Origin of the sequence: Sphingobium sp. TCM1, assembly GCF_001650725.1 — a bacterium.
Classification (GTDB): domain Bacteria; phylum Pseudomonadota; class Alphaproteobacteria; order Sphingomonadales; family Sphingomonadaceae; genus Sphingobium.
In genome coordinates, this window is the sequence record NZ_LXVX01000015.1 from 1 (window position 1) to 17,989 (window position 17,989).

General features: G+C 61.6%; 15 protein-coding genes and 2 pseudogenes. 7 read left to right on the forward strand and 10 right to left on the reverse strand.

What is annotated here, in order from left to right:
* Nucleotides 1-88 (reverse strand): annotated as a pseudogene (locus A7Q26_RS25165) (IS6 family transposase); the annotation flags it as partial.
* A 141-nt stretch (nucleotides 89-229) separates the two neighbouring features.
* On the opposite strand from A7Q26_RS25165, the gene A7Q26_RS12350 reads away from it, so the two are divergent.
* From A7Q26_RS12350 to A7Q26_RS12360, 3 genes are all read left to right on the forward strand, one after another.
* Nucleotides 230-973 carry an alpha/beta fold hydrolase gene (locus A7Q26_RS12350; RefSeq protein WP_066859905.1) on the forward strand — a complete coding sequence of 248 codons (744 nt, stop codon included), beginning with the start codon at nucleotides 230-232 and terminating at the stop codon, nucleotides 971-973.
* A complete protein-coding gene (locus A7Q26_RS12355) occupies nucleotides 963-1,754 on the forward strand; it encodes an enoyl-CoA hydratase/isomerase family protein (protein WP_037556861.1) in 792 nt (263 codons plus the stop codon). The genes A7Q26_RS12350 and A7Q26_RS12355 overlap by 11 nt, the downstream gene beginning before the upstream one ends.
* A 76-nt stretch (nucleotides 1,755-1,830) precedes the next feature.
* A complete protein-coding gene (locus A7Q26_RS12360) occupies nucleotides 1,831-2,838 on the forward strand; it encodes a helix-turn-helix domain-containing protein (RefSeq protein ID WP_084439104.1) in 1,008 nt (335 codons plus the stop codon).
* Here the strand turns inward: A7Q26_RS12360 and A7Q26_RS12365 are convergent.
* The 3 genes from A7Q26_RS12365 to A7Q26_RS12375 are packed head-to-tail and all read right to left on the reverse strand — an operon-like array spanning nucleotide 2,830 to nucleotide 7,030.
* Nucleotides 2,830-3,270: a DUF4345 domain-containing protein gene (locus A7Q26_RS12365; protein ID WP_017501664.1), complete on the reverse strand. Its 441-nt coding sequence runs from the start codon at nucleotides 3,268-3,270 to the stop codon at nucleotides 2,830-2,832. The two genes, A7Q26_RS12360 and A7Q26_RS12365, sit on opposite strands and share 9 nt — an antisense overlap.
* A 20-nt stretch (nucleotides 3,271-3,290) precedes the next feature.
* Nucleotides 3,291-4,790, reverse strand: a complete 1,500-nt coding sequence (locus A7Q26_RS12370) for an aldehyde dehydrogenase family protein (protein WP_017501665.1) — start codon at nucleotides 4,788-4,790, stop codon at nucleotides 3,291-3,293.
* A gap of 50 nt (nucleotides 4,791-4,840) precedes the next feature.
* A complete protein-coding gene (locus A7Q26_RS12375; protein WP_066859911.1) occupies nucleotides 4,841-7,030 on the reverse strand; it encodes a TonB-dependent receptor in 2,190 nt (729 codons plus the stop codon).
* Nucleotides 7,031-7,855: 825 nt separating this feature from the next.
* Here A7Q26_RS12375 and A7Q26_RS12380 point away from each other — a divergent pair.
* Entirely contained in the window at nucleotides 7,856-9,466 is a 1,611-nt protein-coding gene (locus tag A7Q26_RS12380; RefSeq protein WP_084439106.1) for a GMC family oxidoreductase, read from the forward strand.
* Between the two features lie 168 nt (nucleotides 9,467-9,634).
* Here A7Q26_RS12380 and A7Q26_RS26320 read toward each other — a convergent pair.
* Nucleotides 9,635-11,737, reverse strand: a pseudogene (locus A7Q26_RS26320) (Tn3 family transposase); the annotation flags it as partial.
* Between the two features lie 140 nt (nucleotides 11,738-11,877).
* Here A7Q26_RS26320 and A7Q26_RS12390 point away from each other — a divergent pair.
* A complete protein-coding gene (locus A7Q26_RS12390; RefSeq protein ID WP_017501669.1) occupies nucleotides 11,878-12,447 on the forward strand; it encodes a recombinase family protein in 570 nt (189 codons plus the stop codon).
* On the forward strand, nucleotides 12,448-13,821 hold the full coding sequence (locus tag A7Q26_RS12395) for a hypothetical protein (protein WP_026109286.1): 1,374 nt from the start codon (nucleotides 12,448-12,450) through the stop codon (nucleotides 13,819-13,821).
* Between the two features lie 35 nt (nucleotides 13,822-13,856).
* On the opposite strand, the gene A7Q26_RS12400 is transcribed toward A7Q26_RS12395, so the two are convergent.
* Together A7Q26_RS12400 and A7Q26_RS12405 are read right to left on the reverse strand one after the other, a co-directional pair.
* Nucleotides 13,857-14,195 carry an RNA polymerase sigma factor gene (locus tag A7Q26_RS12400; RefSeq protein WP_230190403.1) on the reverse strand — a complete coding sequence of 113 codons (339 nt, stop codon included), beginning with the start codon at nucleotides 14,193-14,195 and terminating at the stop codon, nucleotides 13,857-13,859.
* A 516-nt stretch (nucleotides 14,196-14,711) separates the two neighbouring features.
* On the reverse strand, nucleotides 14,712-14,996 hold the full coding sequence (locus tag A7Q26_RS12405) for a WGR domain-containing protein (RefSeq protein ID WP_017501672.1): 285 nt from the start codon (nucleotides 14,994-14,996) through the stop codon (nucleotides 14,712-14,714).
* Nucleotides 14,997-15,492: 496 nt separating this feature from the next.
* Here A7Q26_RS12405 and A7Q26_RS25575 point away from each other — a divergent pair, with 496 nt between their 5' ends.
* Complete coding sequence (locus tag A7Q26_RS25575) at nucleotides 15,493-15,669, forward strand: hypothetical protein (protein WP_156367391.1); 177 nt, start codon at nucleotides 15,493-15,495, stop codon at nucleotides 15,667-15,669.
* 6 nt (nucleotides 15,670-15,675) lie between these two features.
* On the opposite strand, the gene A7Q26_RS12415 is transcribed toward A7Q26_RS25575, so the two are convergent.
* From A7Q26_RS12415 to A7Q26_RS12425, 3 genes are read right to left on the reverse strand one after another with little or no spacing between them, the layout of a single operon-like run.
* Complete coding sequence (locus tag A7Q26_RS12415) at nucleotides 15,676-16,971, reverse strand: serpin family protein (protein WP_230190404.1); 1,296 nt, start codon at nucleotides 16,969-16,971, stop codon at nucleotides 15,676-15,678.
* An 8-nt stretch (nucleotides 16,972-16,979) separates the two neighbouring features.
* Nucleotides 16,980-17,249, reverse strand: coding sequence for a DUF1971 domain-containing protein (locus A7Q26_RS12420; protein ID WP_010339208.1), 270 nt, complete (start codon nucleotides 17,247-17,249; stop codon nucleotides 16,980-16,982).
* On the reverse strand, nucleotides 17,249-17,986 hold the full coding sequence (locus tag A7Q26_RS12425) for a DUF6118 family protein (RefSeq protein ID WP_017501675.1): 738 nt from the start codon (nucleotides 17,984-17,986) through the stop codon (nucleotides 17,249-17,251). Before A7Q26_RS12425 ends, A7Q26_RS12420 begins: the two co-directional genes overlap by 1 nt.
* Between the last annotated feature and the right edge of the window lie 3 nt (nucleotides 17,987-17,989).

A 17,989-nucleotide genomic window follows, 5' to 3' on the forward strand; every position in this document is an offset into this window, starting at 1 on the left:
CGCGATAGCTGATCGGATAGCGACAATACCAGCGCACCGCCCACAGGATCACATCACCCTGGAAATGGCGCCACTTGAAATCCGTCATCGTTCCGTCCGTCCAATCTCCGCCAAGCATGCTCAAGCTTCACGATTTTTGCAACAGAGCCCGTTGAAGAACCGTGCGGGAGGAATTAAAAACCCTTGGTTGGAACGGCGGCCTATTGGTCGCCGTTCCTTGTGTCGCCGAATGACAACCTTCCTCCTCATCCACGGCGGCTGGCATGGGGGCTGGGCGTTTCGCGCCGTCGCGATCCACCTGCAAAAGGCTGGCCACGAAGTTTACCGCCCGACCCTGGCTGGCGTTGCGGAACGCGCATGGGAAGCACGGCTCGGCATCAATATCCAGACCCATGTCGACGAGTTAAAGGCCTTGGTCGACTGGGAGGACCTCGACGACATCGTTCTCGTCGCCCATTCCTACGGTGGCTTTGTCGCCACCGCCCTGGCAGATGCTATCCCGGAGCGTTTCCGGGCCATTGTCTATCTGGACTCGTTCGTGGCGGAGGACGGCGACACGCCCTTCCGCCTCGTTCCTCGCCCCGAAAGTCTCGTCGTCGATACCGCCGGAGATGACGGGCTGACGATGAAGCTGCGGCCGGGCGACGCGATGTCACGCGATATCGACCACGGGCGGCGCGTCGCGGGTTATCAGATCGTCCACCCAGTAGGGACCATGATGCAGCGCATCCGCCTTAGCGGGCGATACAAAGAAATCCCGAAGAAGGCCTATATCCTCGCAGTCGGAGGGGACGGCAATTCGCAGGAACCCCATTTCCAGCGTTACCACCAGGCAGCGACCCAACATCCTGAGTGGGACGCATATACGCTCTCGGGCGGACATAACCTCATGCTGGATGATCCAGACGGCGTTGCCGCCATCCTGCGACGCTATTCCGACGACAATGATGAAAGCATATCCGATGACGTTTGAGCAGATTTCCCTCGAGGAGCGCGGTCCGGTCGCATGGATCACCCTTGAGCGGCCGAACGACCTCAACTGCCTTAGCCCGATCATGATCGACGAGCTGAACCGGTCGTTTGATCACCTGGAGTCGAGGGCGGAGGTGCGCTGCCTCGTGCTGACCGGACGAGGCCGTGCCTTTTGCGCGGGCGCGGACCTCAAGTTCATCGGCGACTTCCCCCCCGCAGACCGCGACGCAGAAACAGCTCGGTTCCTGCGCCGCGCGACGGATCTCGTTTCGCGGATCGAAGCCTTCCCGAAGCCCATCCTTGCGGCCGTCAACGGGATCGCAACAGCGGGCGGAATGGAACTGCTCCTCGGCTGCGACATCGTGATCGCCGGCGAAGGCGCGCGCCTGGGAGACGGACATGCCAATTACGGCCTGTTGCCGGGCGCAGGAGCCACCGCACGACTGCCGCGACGGCTCGGATTGAACCACGCCAAGTTTCTGATGTTCACCGGCGACCTGCTCAGTGTCTCGAACCCGCTGCTCGCGCCACTCGTGAGCATGATCGTTCCGGATAGCGATCTCCAAGAGGCGGTGGACGGCATCGCCAACAAACTTGCCTCGAAGAGCCTCTTGGGGCTGCATCACATGAAGCAGCTTTTGAACAACGCTGTCGAACTTGCTCTCCCGGAGGCGATCGAGGCGGAGCTGGACGTCAATTCGACCTACTCCTCATCGTTCGATCGCAATGAGGGCCTGGCCGCATTTCGGGAGCGCCGCGTACCGGAATTCAAGGGTGCCTAGATTGCCGTAATGAAAGCAGCCGGGCGAAATCCTTTGGCACAACAAGAGGAGCGCCCCATTATCGTGGAGAGACGAAGTGGGACATTCAACGGCAACTTCTGACGCGCCAGGTCTGGGCGGAGGGCTGCTGGTTCCACGAGCTAATCATATCCGCGTCGGCCACCGATCGCTTTTTGCGTCACAACTGGCCAGTGATCTGGACATCGAGACGCCGCCGGTACGAGCCAAAACAACGGAATTCACCTGGACGTTGTTCAGCAACCTTGCACTTCTGCGGTTTGCGTCCAAGGCATGCAGCGTCAAATATGCCGCGGAGGCTTTCCGCGACTTCTACCTGTTGAAGGTGCAGAAGGAGGGGCATGCCGCGATACGCCTCGACGATCGGATGATCACAATCGGCCCGGGTGATGTCGTGCTTTGCGACGGTGCAGCGGCGCACCAATATGAGTTCGACGACGATAACGAGCATCTCTGCCTCATCTTTTCGAAGCAGATGCTCGAAGCGCGTATGCGTCGCTCATCCCCGCCGATCGGCGATATGATCAATTACCGTATCGCGGCGCATCGATCCTCCGCGATCCTCATGAGAAGCTATGCGATAGGATTGTTGCAGCAGCTCGAGAGGTTCCAGACAGAGGCCGACGATCCGCTCGCCGCTCGCGTTCTGGGCGACACCATTCTGACCTGCTATTCCGCCGAATTTGAGACCGACCGGCGTCGCGACGACAGCTGGACCTCGGTACAGAGATTTGTTGAATCCAATCTCGAAGATCCGGCTCTGCGTCCAAGCTATATTTGTGAAAAACTGCGGCTTTCAGCCAAGAGCCTCCAACGCGTCTTCCGCAGCCAAGGAACCTCGTGTCACAAATACATTGCTGACGCACGGCTCGACGAAGCCGGCCGCCGATTGAGCGATCCTTCCCTGAGCGCCCGTATAACCGACATCGCTTACGACGTCGGGTTTGACGATCTCAGCTATTTCAGCCGTTCGTTCCGTCGCAAATTTGGAGTCTCAGCGCGGGAATATCGGCATTCGGCGCTGCGCGGAACCTTGCCCCTCTGGCGCGGCCGCCCCTCAAGCTGACCTGTTTCGTAGCCGGGCGTCCGCAATTGCAGTCCAAAACATGATCACCGGCGGCACCACCAACTCGATCGCTATCGCCGCAGTGAGAACGAAACCTGGCGACCCATACCGAAGATAGGCCAGTGTCCGTGCGAGGCCACTCAGAAAAACGAAGCCGAAGAGCAAACGCAGGAGCAAGAGCCGCTCACGCAGATCGCAGCTGGCATACCAGATGAGCGGCGCGTAGCCGAGCCAGATCGCTCCGGCGAACATCAGCTGGCTGTTCAGTGTCGGATCGGAAAGCGCGGCGGATGGGAGCGCGGCGCCGGCGGTCGCGAGAAACTTCGCGCCTTGGGCGATGTCCCCGATACCGGTAGCCAGAGGAACGATGCAAAAGGCTCGTACCGCCGCGGAGAGGCCCCGCCCACCAATTGCTTCCGCCCTACCGCCCATTGTCTTCGCTCCCTCTAAACCTACAGAGCCACGAGAACTGATTTGGTTTCGGTATAGGCGAGCACCCCCTCCCGCCCATGTTCGCGGCCGAGCCCGGACTCCTTGTATCCGCCGAACGGCACGGCAGGATCGATGGCGTTATGACAGTTTCCCCAGACCGTGCCCGCCTTGATCGACCGCGCCAGCGAATGCATTGCACTGATGTCGCGGGTCCAGACCGACGCCGCCAGCCCGTAGCGCGTGGCGTTCGCGCTCTTCACCACGGCGTCGAGATCATCGAAGCGCGACACGCAAACCACTGGCCCGAAGATCTCCTCACGCATCACGCGCATCTCGGGGGACACGTCGGCGATAATCGTGGGCGATACATAATAACCCTGATCGGCAAGCTGACCGCCTCCTGAAACGACCGAGGCACCTTCAGTCGATGCGCTCTCGATGAAACCCATGACGGTATCGCGCTGCCGCGCCGACACCAGCGGTCCCATCTGCGTATCCGGCGCAAGCGAAGGACCGAGACGAAGCCCGCGCGCTGCGTCAGCGATCCCTTCCACCAGCGCGTCGAACACGTCCCGATGGGCGAAGACGCGCGAGCCCGCTGTGCAAATCTGGCCAGAGTTGAAGAAAACGCCTCCCGCCACGCCTTGAGCTGCCTGTCCGAGATCGACGTCGGGCAAGACGATCACAGGCGACTTGCCGCCAAGTTCGAGCGTCACGCGCTTGAGGCTGTCGGCGGCCGAGTGCGCGATCATCTTGCCGACCGAGGTCGAACCCGTGAAACTGATCTTGTCGACCTCGGGATGTCGCACCAGCGCCGCGCCGGCACCACTGCCAGCGCCCGTCACGATGTTGATCACACCTGCCGGGAAACCGGCCTCAAGCACCAGTTCGGCGAACCGCAAGGTCGTCAGGCTTGTCTGTTCGGCCGGCTTGAGAACGGTCGTACACCCTGCGGCCAGTGCTGGCGCGAGCTTCAGGGCGGCGAAGAAAAGCGGAAAGTTCCAGGGCACGATCAGGGCCGCGACGCCGATCGGCTCGCGCCGGGTGTAACCATGGAAAGCGCCGGATGGCGCGAGCAACGGCTCGACGCTCTCTCCATCGAGACGTGATGCCCAGCCTGCCATATAGCGTAGCTGTGCGATCGCGCCGGGAACGTCCATCTGCGATGCGGCGGTGATCGACTTCCCATTGTCGATCGCTTCCAGCTCAGCGAACTCGGTGGCGTTCGCCTCGATCAGATCGGCCAGCCTCCGGATCGTCATCTCCCGATAGTAAGGAGACTGGCCGCTCCACCGGCCGTCATCGAACGCCGCGCGCGCCGCGCCGACGGCCCGATCGACATCCGCATCGCTGGCATCGACGATCGCCCCGATCTCGATACCACTCGACGGATCGTAGACCGGTACGAACTTCTCGCCTGAGGAGGACTGCCATTCCCCGTCTATCAGGAGACGCTTCGGCGAGGCGATGAACGCACTCGCTGTATCGGAATATCGCGGCTGCGGCAAAATGGACGTCATCGGAGTGCCTCGCAGAATTGCTGGTTCGGGGTGAAGATTGCCCGGCGCGTCTAGAAGCGACCGCTCAGGCGAACGCCAAGCTGTCGCCCGCGCGAATATGTTCCCATCTCGCCGAATGTCGCTGGAATGGTCGGCAGAGCGAAGCTCAGATAGCGCTTGTCGGTCAGGTTCCTTCCGAACAGCGAGATTGTCCAGCTGCTGGAATTCGGGCTGAGGTCGAGGTTCGCATCGAGCTGGGCATAGCCCTTCTGGCGCTCATCCGGCGAATTCGTGCTGCCTGCATCATAGGAAGAACGTGCCGATACGTCGATCCGGCCGGCGAGGCGGTAATCGCCGCCGAGCGGCTGCTCATAGGCGATCCCCAGGTTGCCCGACCATTTCGACGCATAGGACGTCGGCGCGCCGGAGAGGTCCTGGGTGCAGGTCGGGCCGGCAATCAACGACTGCTCGTTCGTGCATGTCGCACCAGGAAAGCTCAGATATCTGGCATCGAGATAGGCACCGTTGAAATCGATACGCAGGCGGGGTGCAGGGGCCCAGTTGAGCTCGAGCTCGACACCGCGCGTCCGCGCCTTGCCGACATTCGACACGAGGAACGACGAGACGTTGTCAAAGACCGAAAGCTGCAGGTCCTTGAACGTAGTCGAGAAGATGGTGAGCGCATAATCGAGGTGGCCGCTCGCGAGCCGGCCCTTGGCGCCAAGCTCGAAGGACGTCGCCTTCTCAGGACCGAACTTGGTCGCGTTCGGATTGGAAGCAGGGGAGATCGCGTCGACGCCGCCGGCCTTCGACCCGCTGACGAACTTGGCATAGACCATGTTCGCCGGCGCGATCTCATATTGTACGATGACCTGCGGCTGGAAGTAGCCGTCATTCTGTTGAATGCCGCGATAGTCATGCGGCGAGACGCCGAGAACCGCCAGCTGAACTGGATCAAGCGCGGGATTTATCTGCTGCGCCACCGTAGCCCGCTTCGTGTTTCTTGGAAGCGAGGGAATGATATTGGCCGTCGCAAGCAGCTGGTTCACGTCCTTTCGTGTGTCGGTATAGCGGAAACCAGCTTCCACCTTGAGCTTTGGCGTGATCCGCCAGCGCAGGTTTGCGAAGCCCGACCAGGCATCGGTGTCCTGATCGAAGCTCAGATAGCGTGCGAAGGGTGGAACAGGGACCCCCAGAGGCGCCAGATTGAACTCGATCAACGTGAAGGCACGCATCTCGTCGTGCTGATAATAGCCTCCCAACGTGTAATCGAAATCGCCCGACGTGCCCTCGAAACGGATTTCCTGCGCAAACTGCCGATAGCGGTTGAAGATAAACGCGTTGAAGATGTCAGCAGCTAGCCCATCGCCGTCGGTGGACGTCGACGACATGTAGTTTCGGTAGCTGCTGGTCGAGATCAACTGTCCGCCAAGGACGTGATAATTGACGTCGGCCTGATAGGTCTGGTTTCGCAGATAGGCGTAGCCTTGCTGGAAATACGGCGGGCCGGCATTCGAGTTTGAGGTCCGCCCATCCAACTTCGTGTCATCGAAGAGACCTGGCACCGCGAGGGACTGCTTGTAGACTTGGATGTTCTCGCCCTCATCGAGAAGCCGGTCATATTCGGCCTTCAATTGTATCTGAAGATCGGAGCTGGGCTCGATGCGCAGGATAGCGCGGCCAGCATAATTGCGCGTGCGCGGGCTGTCGAAGCCCGTCACGTTGTTGTGTATCCATCCCTTGTCGAGATGCTGCAGCAAGCCCGCAACCCGCAGGCTGACGCCATCTGCAATCGGGAGTGTTGCACCTCCCTGTACATTCGTCTCATTGCTGTTGAATTCATAGCCGATCGAGCCATCCGCCTCGAAGCGGTCACCGGGCTTTCGCGTCGTGATGTTGAGAGCGCCGGCCGTCGCGCTATTGCCGAACAGCAGCACCTGAGGTCCACGCAGCACTTCGACTCTTTCCAGGTCGAACAGGGGAATGCGACTGTCTTGGTCTCGCCCATAGGACACGTTGTCGACGAATTTTCCGACCGATTGATCGAAGGAGAGATTATCGCCCGAGCCAAAGCCACGGATAAATGTCCGAGGCTGGATGGTACCGTAGGAGACAGTTAGGTTTGGGAGTGTGGTCACAAGATCGACCATCTGCGTGATGTTGCGATGCGTGAGGGTGTCACCCGAGACGGCCGTAAGCGCGACAGGCACATCGCGAAGATTCTCGCTCCGCTTACGCGCCGTCACGACGATGTCCTCCAAGGCACCTTCGGTCGAGCCTCCCGGTCGAGAGCTGTCATCCTTCGTGGCACCGACGCCCGACGCCACCGGTGACGCGGGTGCGTTCGTGGCAGTCTGAGCGCACGCTGCGCTCAGTGGGTATGCAGTGGCGAAAAGGCCGATCGCACTCCCCGCGAGCAGGCTCCTCCTCATGTTCGGATGTCTCAATCAATCCTCCCTAGACATGCGTTATTGCGTGTTCTCTGGGCGAGATTATTTGGAGGGCAGCGCTGGCGCTTGGAGAAACTGGGCTGCATTATTTGTAGCTTTGCGCCGTCAAGTATTGCGAACGGGGAACGGCCTAGAGGGTCAGCATCCAGCAGCACCGAGCGGGAATTCATTTGGAAAAGCTTGTCGCCTTGTGGCTCTAGGGAACCCGGGCGGACTCAAGCGGCGGCGAGCATCCGCGATGCTCGCTCGGAGACACCGCGAATCCCACCAATACCGACGTGTGACGTCCTCTCTTCTCGCAGCGACCGGGGCCAAGCGAAGTCAAATTCGCGGACCGGATTTTCCAAGTTCGACGGTGACATCGACCGTAAACTGGCGAACCGGGATCGAGCGAAAATCCCCCGACAAGGATAAATCCGCCGGGAGAGGCCATGGAAATCTTCAGTACATTTTCAAGCCGAAATCTCATTTCGGTCTCGGCAATCAGCGCATTCTCGCTTCTTGAAAGCGCGCGCAATTCGTCGTGCGGCTCATTCGCGTCGGCACGATCTTCCTAGGTAGCACCAGCCGGTCGGCACCAAGCAGGAGCTATGGCCGAGCTCTCGGTCGGTCCAGATCTCTGAGGAGACAATATATATGCCAGACTATGTCATTATCGGGGGCGGCTCGTCCGGAGGCGTGATCGCCAGTCGTTTGTCGGAAGATCCGGAAACGACGGTATGCCTGCTCGAAGCTGGCGGATCGGGTAATTCCCCGCTCGTTTCGACACCAGGTGCCTTTGCGGCACTGATCCAGGATTTTGCGATCAACACCCTCAACTGGCGGTACAATACCGAACCAAACCCGGCGCTGAACGGCCGCCGCCTCTATAATCCTCGCGGCAAGATGCTGGGCGGATCGAGCGGCATGAACGGCATGGTCTACATCCGCGGCGACCGATCCGATTTCGACACATGGCGCGATCTCGGCAACCAGGGCTGGTCGTACAACGACGTCTTGCCTTACTTCAGAAAGGCGGAGCGCAATGTCCGGGGCGACAGTCAATATCATGGCGCCTTCGGTCCGCTTCACGTGTCCAACGGCGATGCTTCCTTCAAAGCCTATGGCGCCTTTATCGAGGCCGCTGCATCGCTTGGTCATCCACAGAACGAGGATTTCAACGGCGATACCCAGGAAGGGATCGGTGTCTACCAATTCACCGTCAAGGACGGCCGGCGGGCCGGTGTGAAGCGCTGCTATATCGACCCGATGCTCGACCGACCCAACGTCCGCGTTGAGGTGAATGCGCGCGCGAGGCGGATCGTTTTCGAAGGCAAGAGGGCGGTTGCCGTGGAGTTCGTCCAGGACGGCCAAGTGCGGCGAGTCGATGTCCAGAAGGAGGTCATCGTCAGCAGCGGTTCGTTCAATTCACCCCAGATTCTGATGCTCTCCGGTGTCGGCCCACGCGCCGAGCTCGACCGGCATGGCATAGAAGTCGTTCAAGAAATAAATGGCGTCGGGCAGAATCTGCATGATCATCCCGACGTCATGATGATCTTCGAGACGCGCAAGCGCATTGGCATTGCGCTCAATCCATTGGGATTGATCAAGAGCACAAAGGATCTTCTGCACTATATCGTGCGCAAAGGCAGCTGGCTGGGCAATCCGCCGACTGCCGCAGGAGGGTTCCTGCGCTCCGATCCCGATCGGGACCGCCCGGACTTCCAACTCCACGTGATTCCGCTAGCCTATCGCGACCACGCACGCGACTATCGTTTGATGACGAAATGGGGCTTCACGGTTCTCATCAATATCGGTCATCCCAAGAGCAGAGGTGCAGTGCGCCTTCGCGATAGTTCCGCTCTGTCCGATCCCCTCATCGACCTCAATCTTCTGAGCCATCCTGACGATCGAACCGCGTTACGAAACGCCTTCAAGATAACGCAGGACATTCTTTTCTCAGAGACGATGAATGACGTGGTCAAGCGACCGCTCTACCCCACCCACAAGCTGAATGAAGATCAAGAAATTGACGCTTACCTCACTGAACATGTGAATCATTCTTATCACCCGGTCGGCACGTGCAAGATGGGAACCGACGCGCTGGCGGTTGTCGACACTCGTCTCAAGGTTCGAGGGCTGCAAAATGTTCGCGTGGCTGATGCCTCGATCATGCCAACGATCATCAACGGCAATACGAACGCCACTTGCATCATGATCGGCGAAAAAGCAGCAGACATGATCGTAGAGGACCAGAGACCTCAATGACCCCAAAGCACTGATGGCGCGTATTGGCCGCCAGCGTGACACGCTGGCTAGTCTAGATGGTCAGGCGGCTGCTTGGGAGCATTATAGAGCTATAGAGGCAGGTTAGTCACCCTGCCGCGAGCAGGAGGAAAGACTTGATCGGATGTCCTATATTGGCGCCGTATCGAAAGCTCCATTCGGCCTCGCGCTGACGAGCGTCGTCGTGGAAGCGCTTCGGTCAGTCGGGAACCATGCGGAGCTGGACGTGGCGCCGTCGCCCCAGACCCGCGAAAATGGCAGGCGGTGGTGCGCGTTGATGAGGACGGCCAGCGCCGCTCGGTAGCTGTCATCGCGGATATAGGCGTCATGGGTCCACAGGAGCTGATCGCGCGTGACGCCCTGGCTCGCGGCCGCCATGCGCGACAGGCCGAGATTGGTTGCGTCGGCGAGGATCGTGGCGAGCAGCGCGTTTTCATTGGGGCACGCCTCGCCGGTGCGCAGGTTGGTGAACGCTGCGAGAAAGCCGGTTTCCTGCGCCACCTCATGCAGCAGCTCGGTGATGCGGATGCGTGGCATCATGGCATCGAGCCGGTCAGCCAGTACTTCGGCATCGGGTGTCGCGATCGTGCGTATCGGCGATATCTGGAGGCGGCCGTCGCGGAACCGCACACCTTCCAGAGCGTCGCGCTTCAGGCGCTGGGCGAATTTCTTCAGCCGCCAGTCCAGTTCGCGGCCCCGCTGTTCGAGCCATTCGCTGGCTGTGGGTGGCAGGCCAAGAGCCGATACGATCGGCTTGGCCTTCGGATCGCTGAGCAGGTAGCTGTCGAACCGGCGGTATCCCGCCGATCGCTCCACCCAGACATCCCCGGACCGCAATTTGTTGCGCAGATGCGCGATCGTTGCGATCTCCCAAAGCCTCCGGTTGATCTTGCCGTCATCGCCAACAACGATTTTCCGCCATTCCTTGCGGAAGGGCATCGGAGCGTCGGGAGGCAGATCGCGTTTGCCCGACCTGTTGAGGTCGCGCAGCATCTCGACAGCGGCGATCGTCTTCGCGCTGCCCTTTCCCGCCCTGAACTGGAGCGCTTCAAGCAGATCAGGGGCGAACTTACGCAACGTCGCATAGCGATCGGCCGCGACCGTCAACGGGTCGAGGCTCGCGGTTTCCGCGATCGTCGCTACTTCTGGTCTGGCCTTCAGGAGGGTGTTCTACCCGACCGAAGCGTCCAGGGCCTCTATCGGATCTTCGCCGGTATCGACTGCATCGGTGAGTGCGTCGATCGTCCTGCGAAAGATCAGCATCAGCCGCGCGACGTTCTTCGACGTGGTGGCATAGCTGCGCGCCTGGGCGTTCTTCGCGCGGGTGAAGATGCTGCCGATCAGCTTGTCCGCCATCTCCAGAGCGCTGTCAGTCAGCCGTTCTTCGAGGTCGAGCAGGAAAGCAACAAGCGTGGCGCGCCGGCGGGAGGGGATATATCGCTCGATCATATAGGCAGGCGAAGCGCGGCCTTCCCTGACATATTGCCGAAATCGGTCCCCATGGATGCGGCCAGCTACGTCGGGAGAAATGCCGATCTTCCGCACTTGCCACAGGCGGTCGAGAATCTGGCGGATGTGATCGGGTTTGGCCGCGACGGGAATGGTCTTGAGCAAAGCAAGCTGGCTCATGCCGTCGGCGTCGTCAAAGAGCTGGTCGAGGGCGTGGACCTGTTCGGCGCTGAGATCGGCGATCAGGGCATAGGCGGCCTGCTTACGGGCACGCGCACGTCCCGCGCTGCTGGCGCGTTCGATGGTGGAGATGGACGGCAACAGAATCCGGACCTCGCGAAGGGCGGTGGCGACGCCGGTCGCGATCGTCATCCCCTTGTCGGTCGCCCATGCCGTTTTCGCGGCCGCTTCGATCATGAAGGGAATATCGGCGCGGGTCGCCCCCCGAAGTCCCAAGCGCACCGCCAACACACGGGCATGATCCGTCATTGTCTGATCTCGCGCCGCATAGTTGGCCAGGTCGGTTACGTGCAGTCCAAGTTGCTCCGCGACGAAGGCGGCGAGATCATGGGGTATCGCTCCCCTGTCCTGTATCAACTGCGCAAGCGTGATGCCCGGGTGCCGCAAGAGCGCGAGTTGCAGCGCGACGCCCAACTGGTTCCGTTGCTCCCGTCGCGCGCCGATGATCTCGATATCCGAAGGCTCGAAGGTGTAGAGCCGTGCCAAGTGGTCGCGATCAGTCGGGATGGCGAGGATCTGGTCGCGCTCGCTCTCGGTCAGGAGTTGATGCTTGCGCTTCGTCATGCCGATTCCCGTCCACAAAAGGTCATCTGTGCCTATGGACAGCCATGAGTAAAGAGACATAGTATGTGGACGGACATGGATTGGGCAAAGCGGTCGCCCTTCATAGCGTCCAGAGAACGACCGTTGGGGAGACGCACGGCATGGGCGATATTCTGGGCTATGCCCGCGTCAGCACCGGCGATCAGGATGTTTCGGGCCAAACCATGCGACTGGAGAAGGCGGGCGCCATCAAGGTGTTTACCGACGTCATGTCGGGCAAGAGCATGGAGCGGCCCGGTCTGGCCGAACTGATCGCCTATGCGCGTAAGGGTGATACCCTAGCGGTGGTCCGCCTCGATCGGCTCGGGCGCTCGTTGGCCGAATTGCTCGCCACGGTCGAGACGCTACGCGGCCAGGGCATCGCTCTTCTGAGTCTTGAGGAAAAGATCGACACATCGTCGGCCGCCGGCGAACTCATCTTCCATGTGTTCGGGGCCATTGCCCATTTCGAGCGACGGCTGATTTCCGAGCGGACCAGGGACGGCATCGCTGCCGCACGCGCCAAGGGCAAGCAGCCTGGCCGTCAGCCGCTCGACATGTCCAAGGTGGATGCCGCGATCAAACTGGTTGAAGCCCGTATCTCGCCGACCGAAGCGGCGCGGCAACTCGGCATCGGCCGATCGACTATCTATCGCGAAATGCGCCGCCTTGGCGTGGAAAGGCCTGCCTGAATGTCCAGACCGAAATCCGCTCACGATCTTTCCGGATTGATGAAGTACTTGGGCCGTGCGCCCTGGGACGAGATGATGGACGAGATGCTCGTCGCGCATCTTGGCCCGGCCTGCGATGCGATGGATCTTGAGCCTGATGATATATTCGACATCATCGGCGATCATTGGGAGGCGCAGCTGTGGGGCTGTGCTTTCGAAGACTTGCTCACACAGGAACTCGAGCCTGAAGGCCTCAATCTCGTCGATGAGTATCTCAAGCGCCGGGGCTGGAACGAGAAAGCGCCGAACAAGGCTTACATGCGCGCACTGCGCGATACGGTGATGTCGCTCTATGAGGTTAGCGAGGTCGTCCCCGGGCAGTCGATGACCTTGCGGGATCTTCTGCGCGATATTGCGCCGGTCACGGTGCGCGAACATAGCGCAACGCAGACCCTTGTTAACTGGGACAAGATCGCCGCACGGGTCATCGAGGTGAATGGCCGCCATGGGATTTCCGGCGCCTTATTACCGTTCAGCGCGGACGGCGCCGGGCGAGTGATCGAGGCCTTTTCCCAACTTGAAGACGATGGGCCAGGTACTGACCGACTGTCCCCTCCCGAAAGGGAGGGCCTCCTAAAAGCGTCAGGTCCGATTTTCACCAATATCTGGCTGCTTGATTGTCTGGGCAAGGCCATGTCCGGCAGCGTGCCGGAAATGGTCAATGCCGATGGCGATGATCTTGTGTTCCACCGTATCGTGTTCCCCCTGGCGAAGGGCGTGATCGGCAAGAGCGTGGTTCGCAGGCTGAACGCGGCGCAATGGCTGGAACCTGCGAGCGATACGTTCTGGAACTGGCTGGCGCCAGTGACGAAGAACAGGAAACCACGAACGACCAAAGGCGGGCAGGCTTTTGTGACAACCATGGAGGACGGCACACCTGTTTTTGCCAATGTCGAACTGGTGGGTCGCAAACTGATCGTTGAGGTCAATAGCGCCGCCCGCGCGGAGCAAGCGATCACGCAGATGCGCGAATGGCTCGGTGATTGCGTGAGCACACCTATGACCGAAATTCGGACTATGGCCCAGTTCATGGCCGATGACGCCGCCCGCGCTCCGCAGGAAGAGCCGCTCGATATCCCGTCGGACGAAAGGGAGCGCATCGTTCATGAGATGCTGACACGCGAATATACCAAAACGCTTGATGAAGCGGTGCCCGCCCTCGGCAACAAGACACCGCGGGCTTTGGCCCGTACAAAGGCAGGCCGGGCGAAAGTTGCCGACTGGCTAAAATATATAGAGAATGGTGCGGCAAAATCCGGGACTGGCGAGCCAATGGCCACCTATGATTTTACGTGGATGTGGCAAGAGCTGGGGCTGATCGACTTCCGCCGTTGACCGCCCTCACATCGCCGTTCTGGTATTGTTCGGGCTTAGCGTTGTCTGGCGTACCATCCACGCGATGCCCTCCGGTCGCGCGCATCCTCGGGCAGGTCGGCGTGAAAGCGGGCGCGGCGACGACCGGTGAGAAAGCAGTTCTTCATCACGGTCCGGGTCCAGGCGGCGAGGCTTGTTCCCGCCGCGAAGCTGGCGCGCGCGGTCCAGCACCGAAGCATGGTGTCCTGCAGAAGGTCGTCGGCATCGGCGCCCCCTCCAGTCAGTCGCCGCGCATAGGCGCTGAGCGACGCCGCCTGCTCGATCAGCGCTGCTCCGAACGCATTGTCGGGCATGGCGATCGGCAAGGGAACACGGGCAGGTATATCGGACGGCATCTCATTCTCCGGGCAGGGCTCTCCTGCCCCTCAAGCGATATAGGGTGCGGGCGCCGATGTTTCCGGCCAGACCGCTTCAAGGCCCGCTTCGTCCCGTCCCGGTCGATCGGGGCTGCGCCCGTGCTATAAGGCTCCCATATCGCGATCGGAGAGAGACGATGGAGCGCCTGTTCCCGCGCGCCTTGATAGCGTGCATTCGTGAGGCTCGGCCGCCGACGCCGCAGGAGCTTGCATCGATGGCCGAGAAGATCTGGCACGAGGCTTTTCCAGAGCGTCCATTTCGACGCGAGCGCGCCATGACCATCGCCGCCGTAGCGCTCACAGGCGAACGCCAGACGTGCAAGGGACCGCCGGCATCCTGTCCCGCTGAACCATTTCCGGCTAGAATGCGGAGCGCTACGGTCGGCCGATGGTCGCCAGGGCTGTCGTCCAGGAGAGGATGCGCCGCTTGAGCCGGCAACATGCTGGCCGTAGCACCGGCCGGTTTCTTCAAGCAGCCGATGTGGCGGTGGCGGCTCAAATCTCGGTGGGCACCGGCTTGTAAGGCACTCCGATCCGGGTTTCGGCCGTGCCGCGCCGCCGCAGGGTCGCGGCAATGTGGCGGTCGGCCGCCGCGCGATCGATGAAGGCGTGCCGCTGGGCCTGGCCGTGTGAGCCGATCCGGCCCCAGCGGGTTTCCACAACGATCATGCCGAAAAGATCGAGGCTCGCGGTGATGCTGTAGCGCCGGCGGATGTTGCGCGCCGGATCGAGCGCCACCAGCTCGATCGGCTCGGGCAAGGACAGGTTCGCGCCATTCATGGCGCGGAGCCTACGAATTATGCCTCTCCAAGTCCGGCGACTTTCTTGAATCAATGGCACGCCGGTGATTCAAGAAATCGATGGTTCCTCGAAGCGTTACCGCGTCTGCGGGAGTGCGCGACGCTTCTGGCGCTGTTCGAGCCAGGTGGTGAACGCCGACTGGGTGCAAACGTCCAAGGGTTCATAGGTGCCCGGCGCAACACGCCGAAACAGCATGGGGCCGGTCCGAACGGTGCTTCGGCCGAGAGACACCTGGCAGCTATTCCCGGTCATTCCGCACCGGCCACCTATGTTCATCACCGGACTGGTGCGGATGCGAATTGGTCCCGAGACGCGGCCCTTCGTGATGCTGATAACGCGCGCGGGGCGGCTCTGCTCGATCTTATGCCCGGGCCTGAACCATGGTCGTGCTCGTCCGTCCGACCCGCACCAGAAACTGCGCGGTGCCGTCACCGGCGCCCGCCCTATCTCCAACTCACCAACAAGATCGGCTTTGGTGAACGCCGCGCGTCCCGCTGCCTCGATATTGTCGGGCAGGATGCAGGAGCACGCCATGGCGGGCGTGGACGCGCTCAACGCCGCACCGGCCAGAGCCGTGCCGATCGCTCGCGATAGCGACACCATCATCATACCGGGAGGCTACGCCCGCACGGCTGAACGGAGCATGGCCTGAGTGCGCCTATGGAATCGCTGTCGGATCGGCGATGCGCCCGAAAAACAGCACCGCGCCGCTCTTTCGGTCTCGCAGGGTGGCAAGGAAAGGACGATCGACCACCATCTCCGGCACCTGAGGCTCTATCCGCGCACTGGTCACGACGATCTTGACTGCGGTTGCCGCCGCCGCCTCGGTGCCCTCCTCATCGACGCGCAGGAAGGTCGCGTGCGCCACGTCATCGATCGCGAGGCGCGCACCGCTGGCGAGCCCCGACAGGTCCGCACGCTGCTGGTCGAAGGCGCTTGGCATGCCCGCTGCGATCAGCGCTGCCTTCACGCTCTCATCGAACCTCGCTTCGAAGCGGGGCAGAACGATCCGCATCTCGCGAGCCTGCTCCGCGGACAGGTCGAAACGATCATTGCCGCCCTGCTCGCCGGCGAAGAAATCGACACCCTTCAGCTCACGCTCCCAGCGGCGCAGGGTTGCCGCGTCACGTGGCAGGAAAATCTCCATCACGAAACGACCGTTGCGACCATAAGGCAGCGCGATCGCTTGCCCTTCCCGGGTCTCGCGGTAGTCGAACCGGCCAATCCGCTTCATCATCGTGATCGGGATGCGCGTGCCGTCGCCACGCGTGAAGGACCGCGTTTCCGTCTCCTCGAACGGCACCTGCCACTTCGCCTTGAAGTAAAGCGCGTTGGTCAGCACAGCGGCGGTGTCATCCCCGAAGCCGCTCGGAGAGACGATCTCCGAAATCCTGCCCTTCGTCTCGCGCGAAACCCAGCCATTGATCCGCTCGGCCGCTCCGGTGGGATCACCAGCATAATCGACGGTTTCCGGAGCCGCTCCGAAGCCGGCATGCGCCTCGGCGACATACTCGTCCCGGACCGGCAATCCCTTCGCCAGCCACAGCGCGTTCGCGATGCCGAGCGCGGTATCGGCATCGCCGGTGTCGTTAAGCTGGGCATTGTAGGATTTGATGAGCGCAGGGACGTTGCGGGACGAATCCCAACCAAGCACGCGGCCAATCTCCTCGCGCGTGGCGCCCCGCGCGCCAAGGTAGGCGAGCCCCAGGCCCTGCGACAAGCTGACCGGGGAGATGAACAGATTGGCGTTTGCATCGGCCTTCGCTGCCAGGTGCGGGTAGACCTTGACGGTCATTAACGCCGCGCCATAGGTCAGGTCATGCGGCAAAGCCTCGGCGTCGGGCCGGGACAGGCTTGTAGGAAGCGAGCCGGGACTCGGTGCCGGGTCGCGCGTCGCACAGCCACCAAGCGCGAGGATGGCAAGAAGCGGGTATGACAAGGCTGTTTTAGGCATGGCTCTCCCTAAAGGCTTGGCTGCTGATCGTAGAAATCGACCTGCATCCGCATGGCTCCGAGCGGTTCCACGAAATGCGGCTGTTCGGGCAAGATCAGCCCTGGCCGGTCAGGTGTAAGGACCACCTCCGAGGCCGGGTCGAGATAGGTGAGCTTCAATCTCCCTTCGATGACCCGGATCACGCCCCACACACCGGCCTTGGTGCGATGTTCGGAGCGCAGGGCAGCGGGCAATGTCGCCTCATCGAATATGGGCGTCGAGCGGTAGGGAATCACCATTATCTCTTCACTCCCACCTGGATCGTGCATCGCACCGGCTGATCCGCCTTCCTTGCCGCTTGCCGGCATCCTTCGATCTTTTCACGATTGTCGCGCAGCAACCTGTCGGCCGCGACGATCGCCTCCCAGCTCGCCGGTGACGCGCTCGCCATCAAATGCTGCCCGGCATCCCACGGTGTCGCCTCGGCAAGAGCCCGCGTCGCCATGCGTTCGGGCCATTGCCAGCTCGCCGGCGCGATCTCGCGCGCGACCATACCGGGAAGGAAGGACCAGAGGAGGATGCCGATAAGCAACCCGCTCAACCCGAACCATAGTTGACGGTCCTTCTGATCCCGCGCCGTCAGCGCCGATTGAACGACGGTGCGCAGCTCGCGCCCCTGCTGCTTCATCTCGTCGGTGGCGGTCGCGAGGGCGGCATGGTCGGCGCTGCGAAGGTCGGCCGCCGCTCGATTGATCTGCGCCGAAACCTGTGCAGGCGTCATCGCCAGCGCCGGCGACTTCACGATGGCCGTCGTAACCTGGTCCAGGCGTCCGTTGATGCCGTCCAGCCCCTGGACGACATACCCCAGCGTCTCGGAATAGTCGGGCACGTCGATGCTGGCGCGCTCGGCCGCCAGTCCCTCGATGGCGCGGCGCATCAATGCCAGCTCGCCGCGCTGCTGCTCGACCGCGGCGCGCACCTGCTCGAATGCTTCCGCCGCCGCGTCGCCGCCTTCCTCCCATTCCTCGTCCGCCATTGT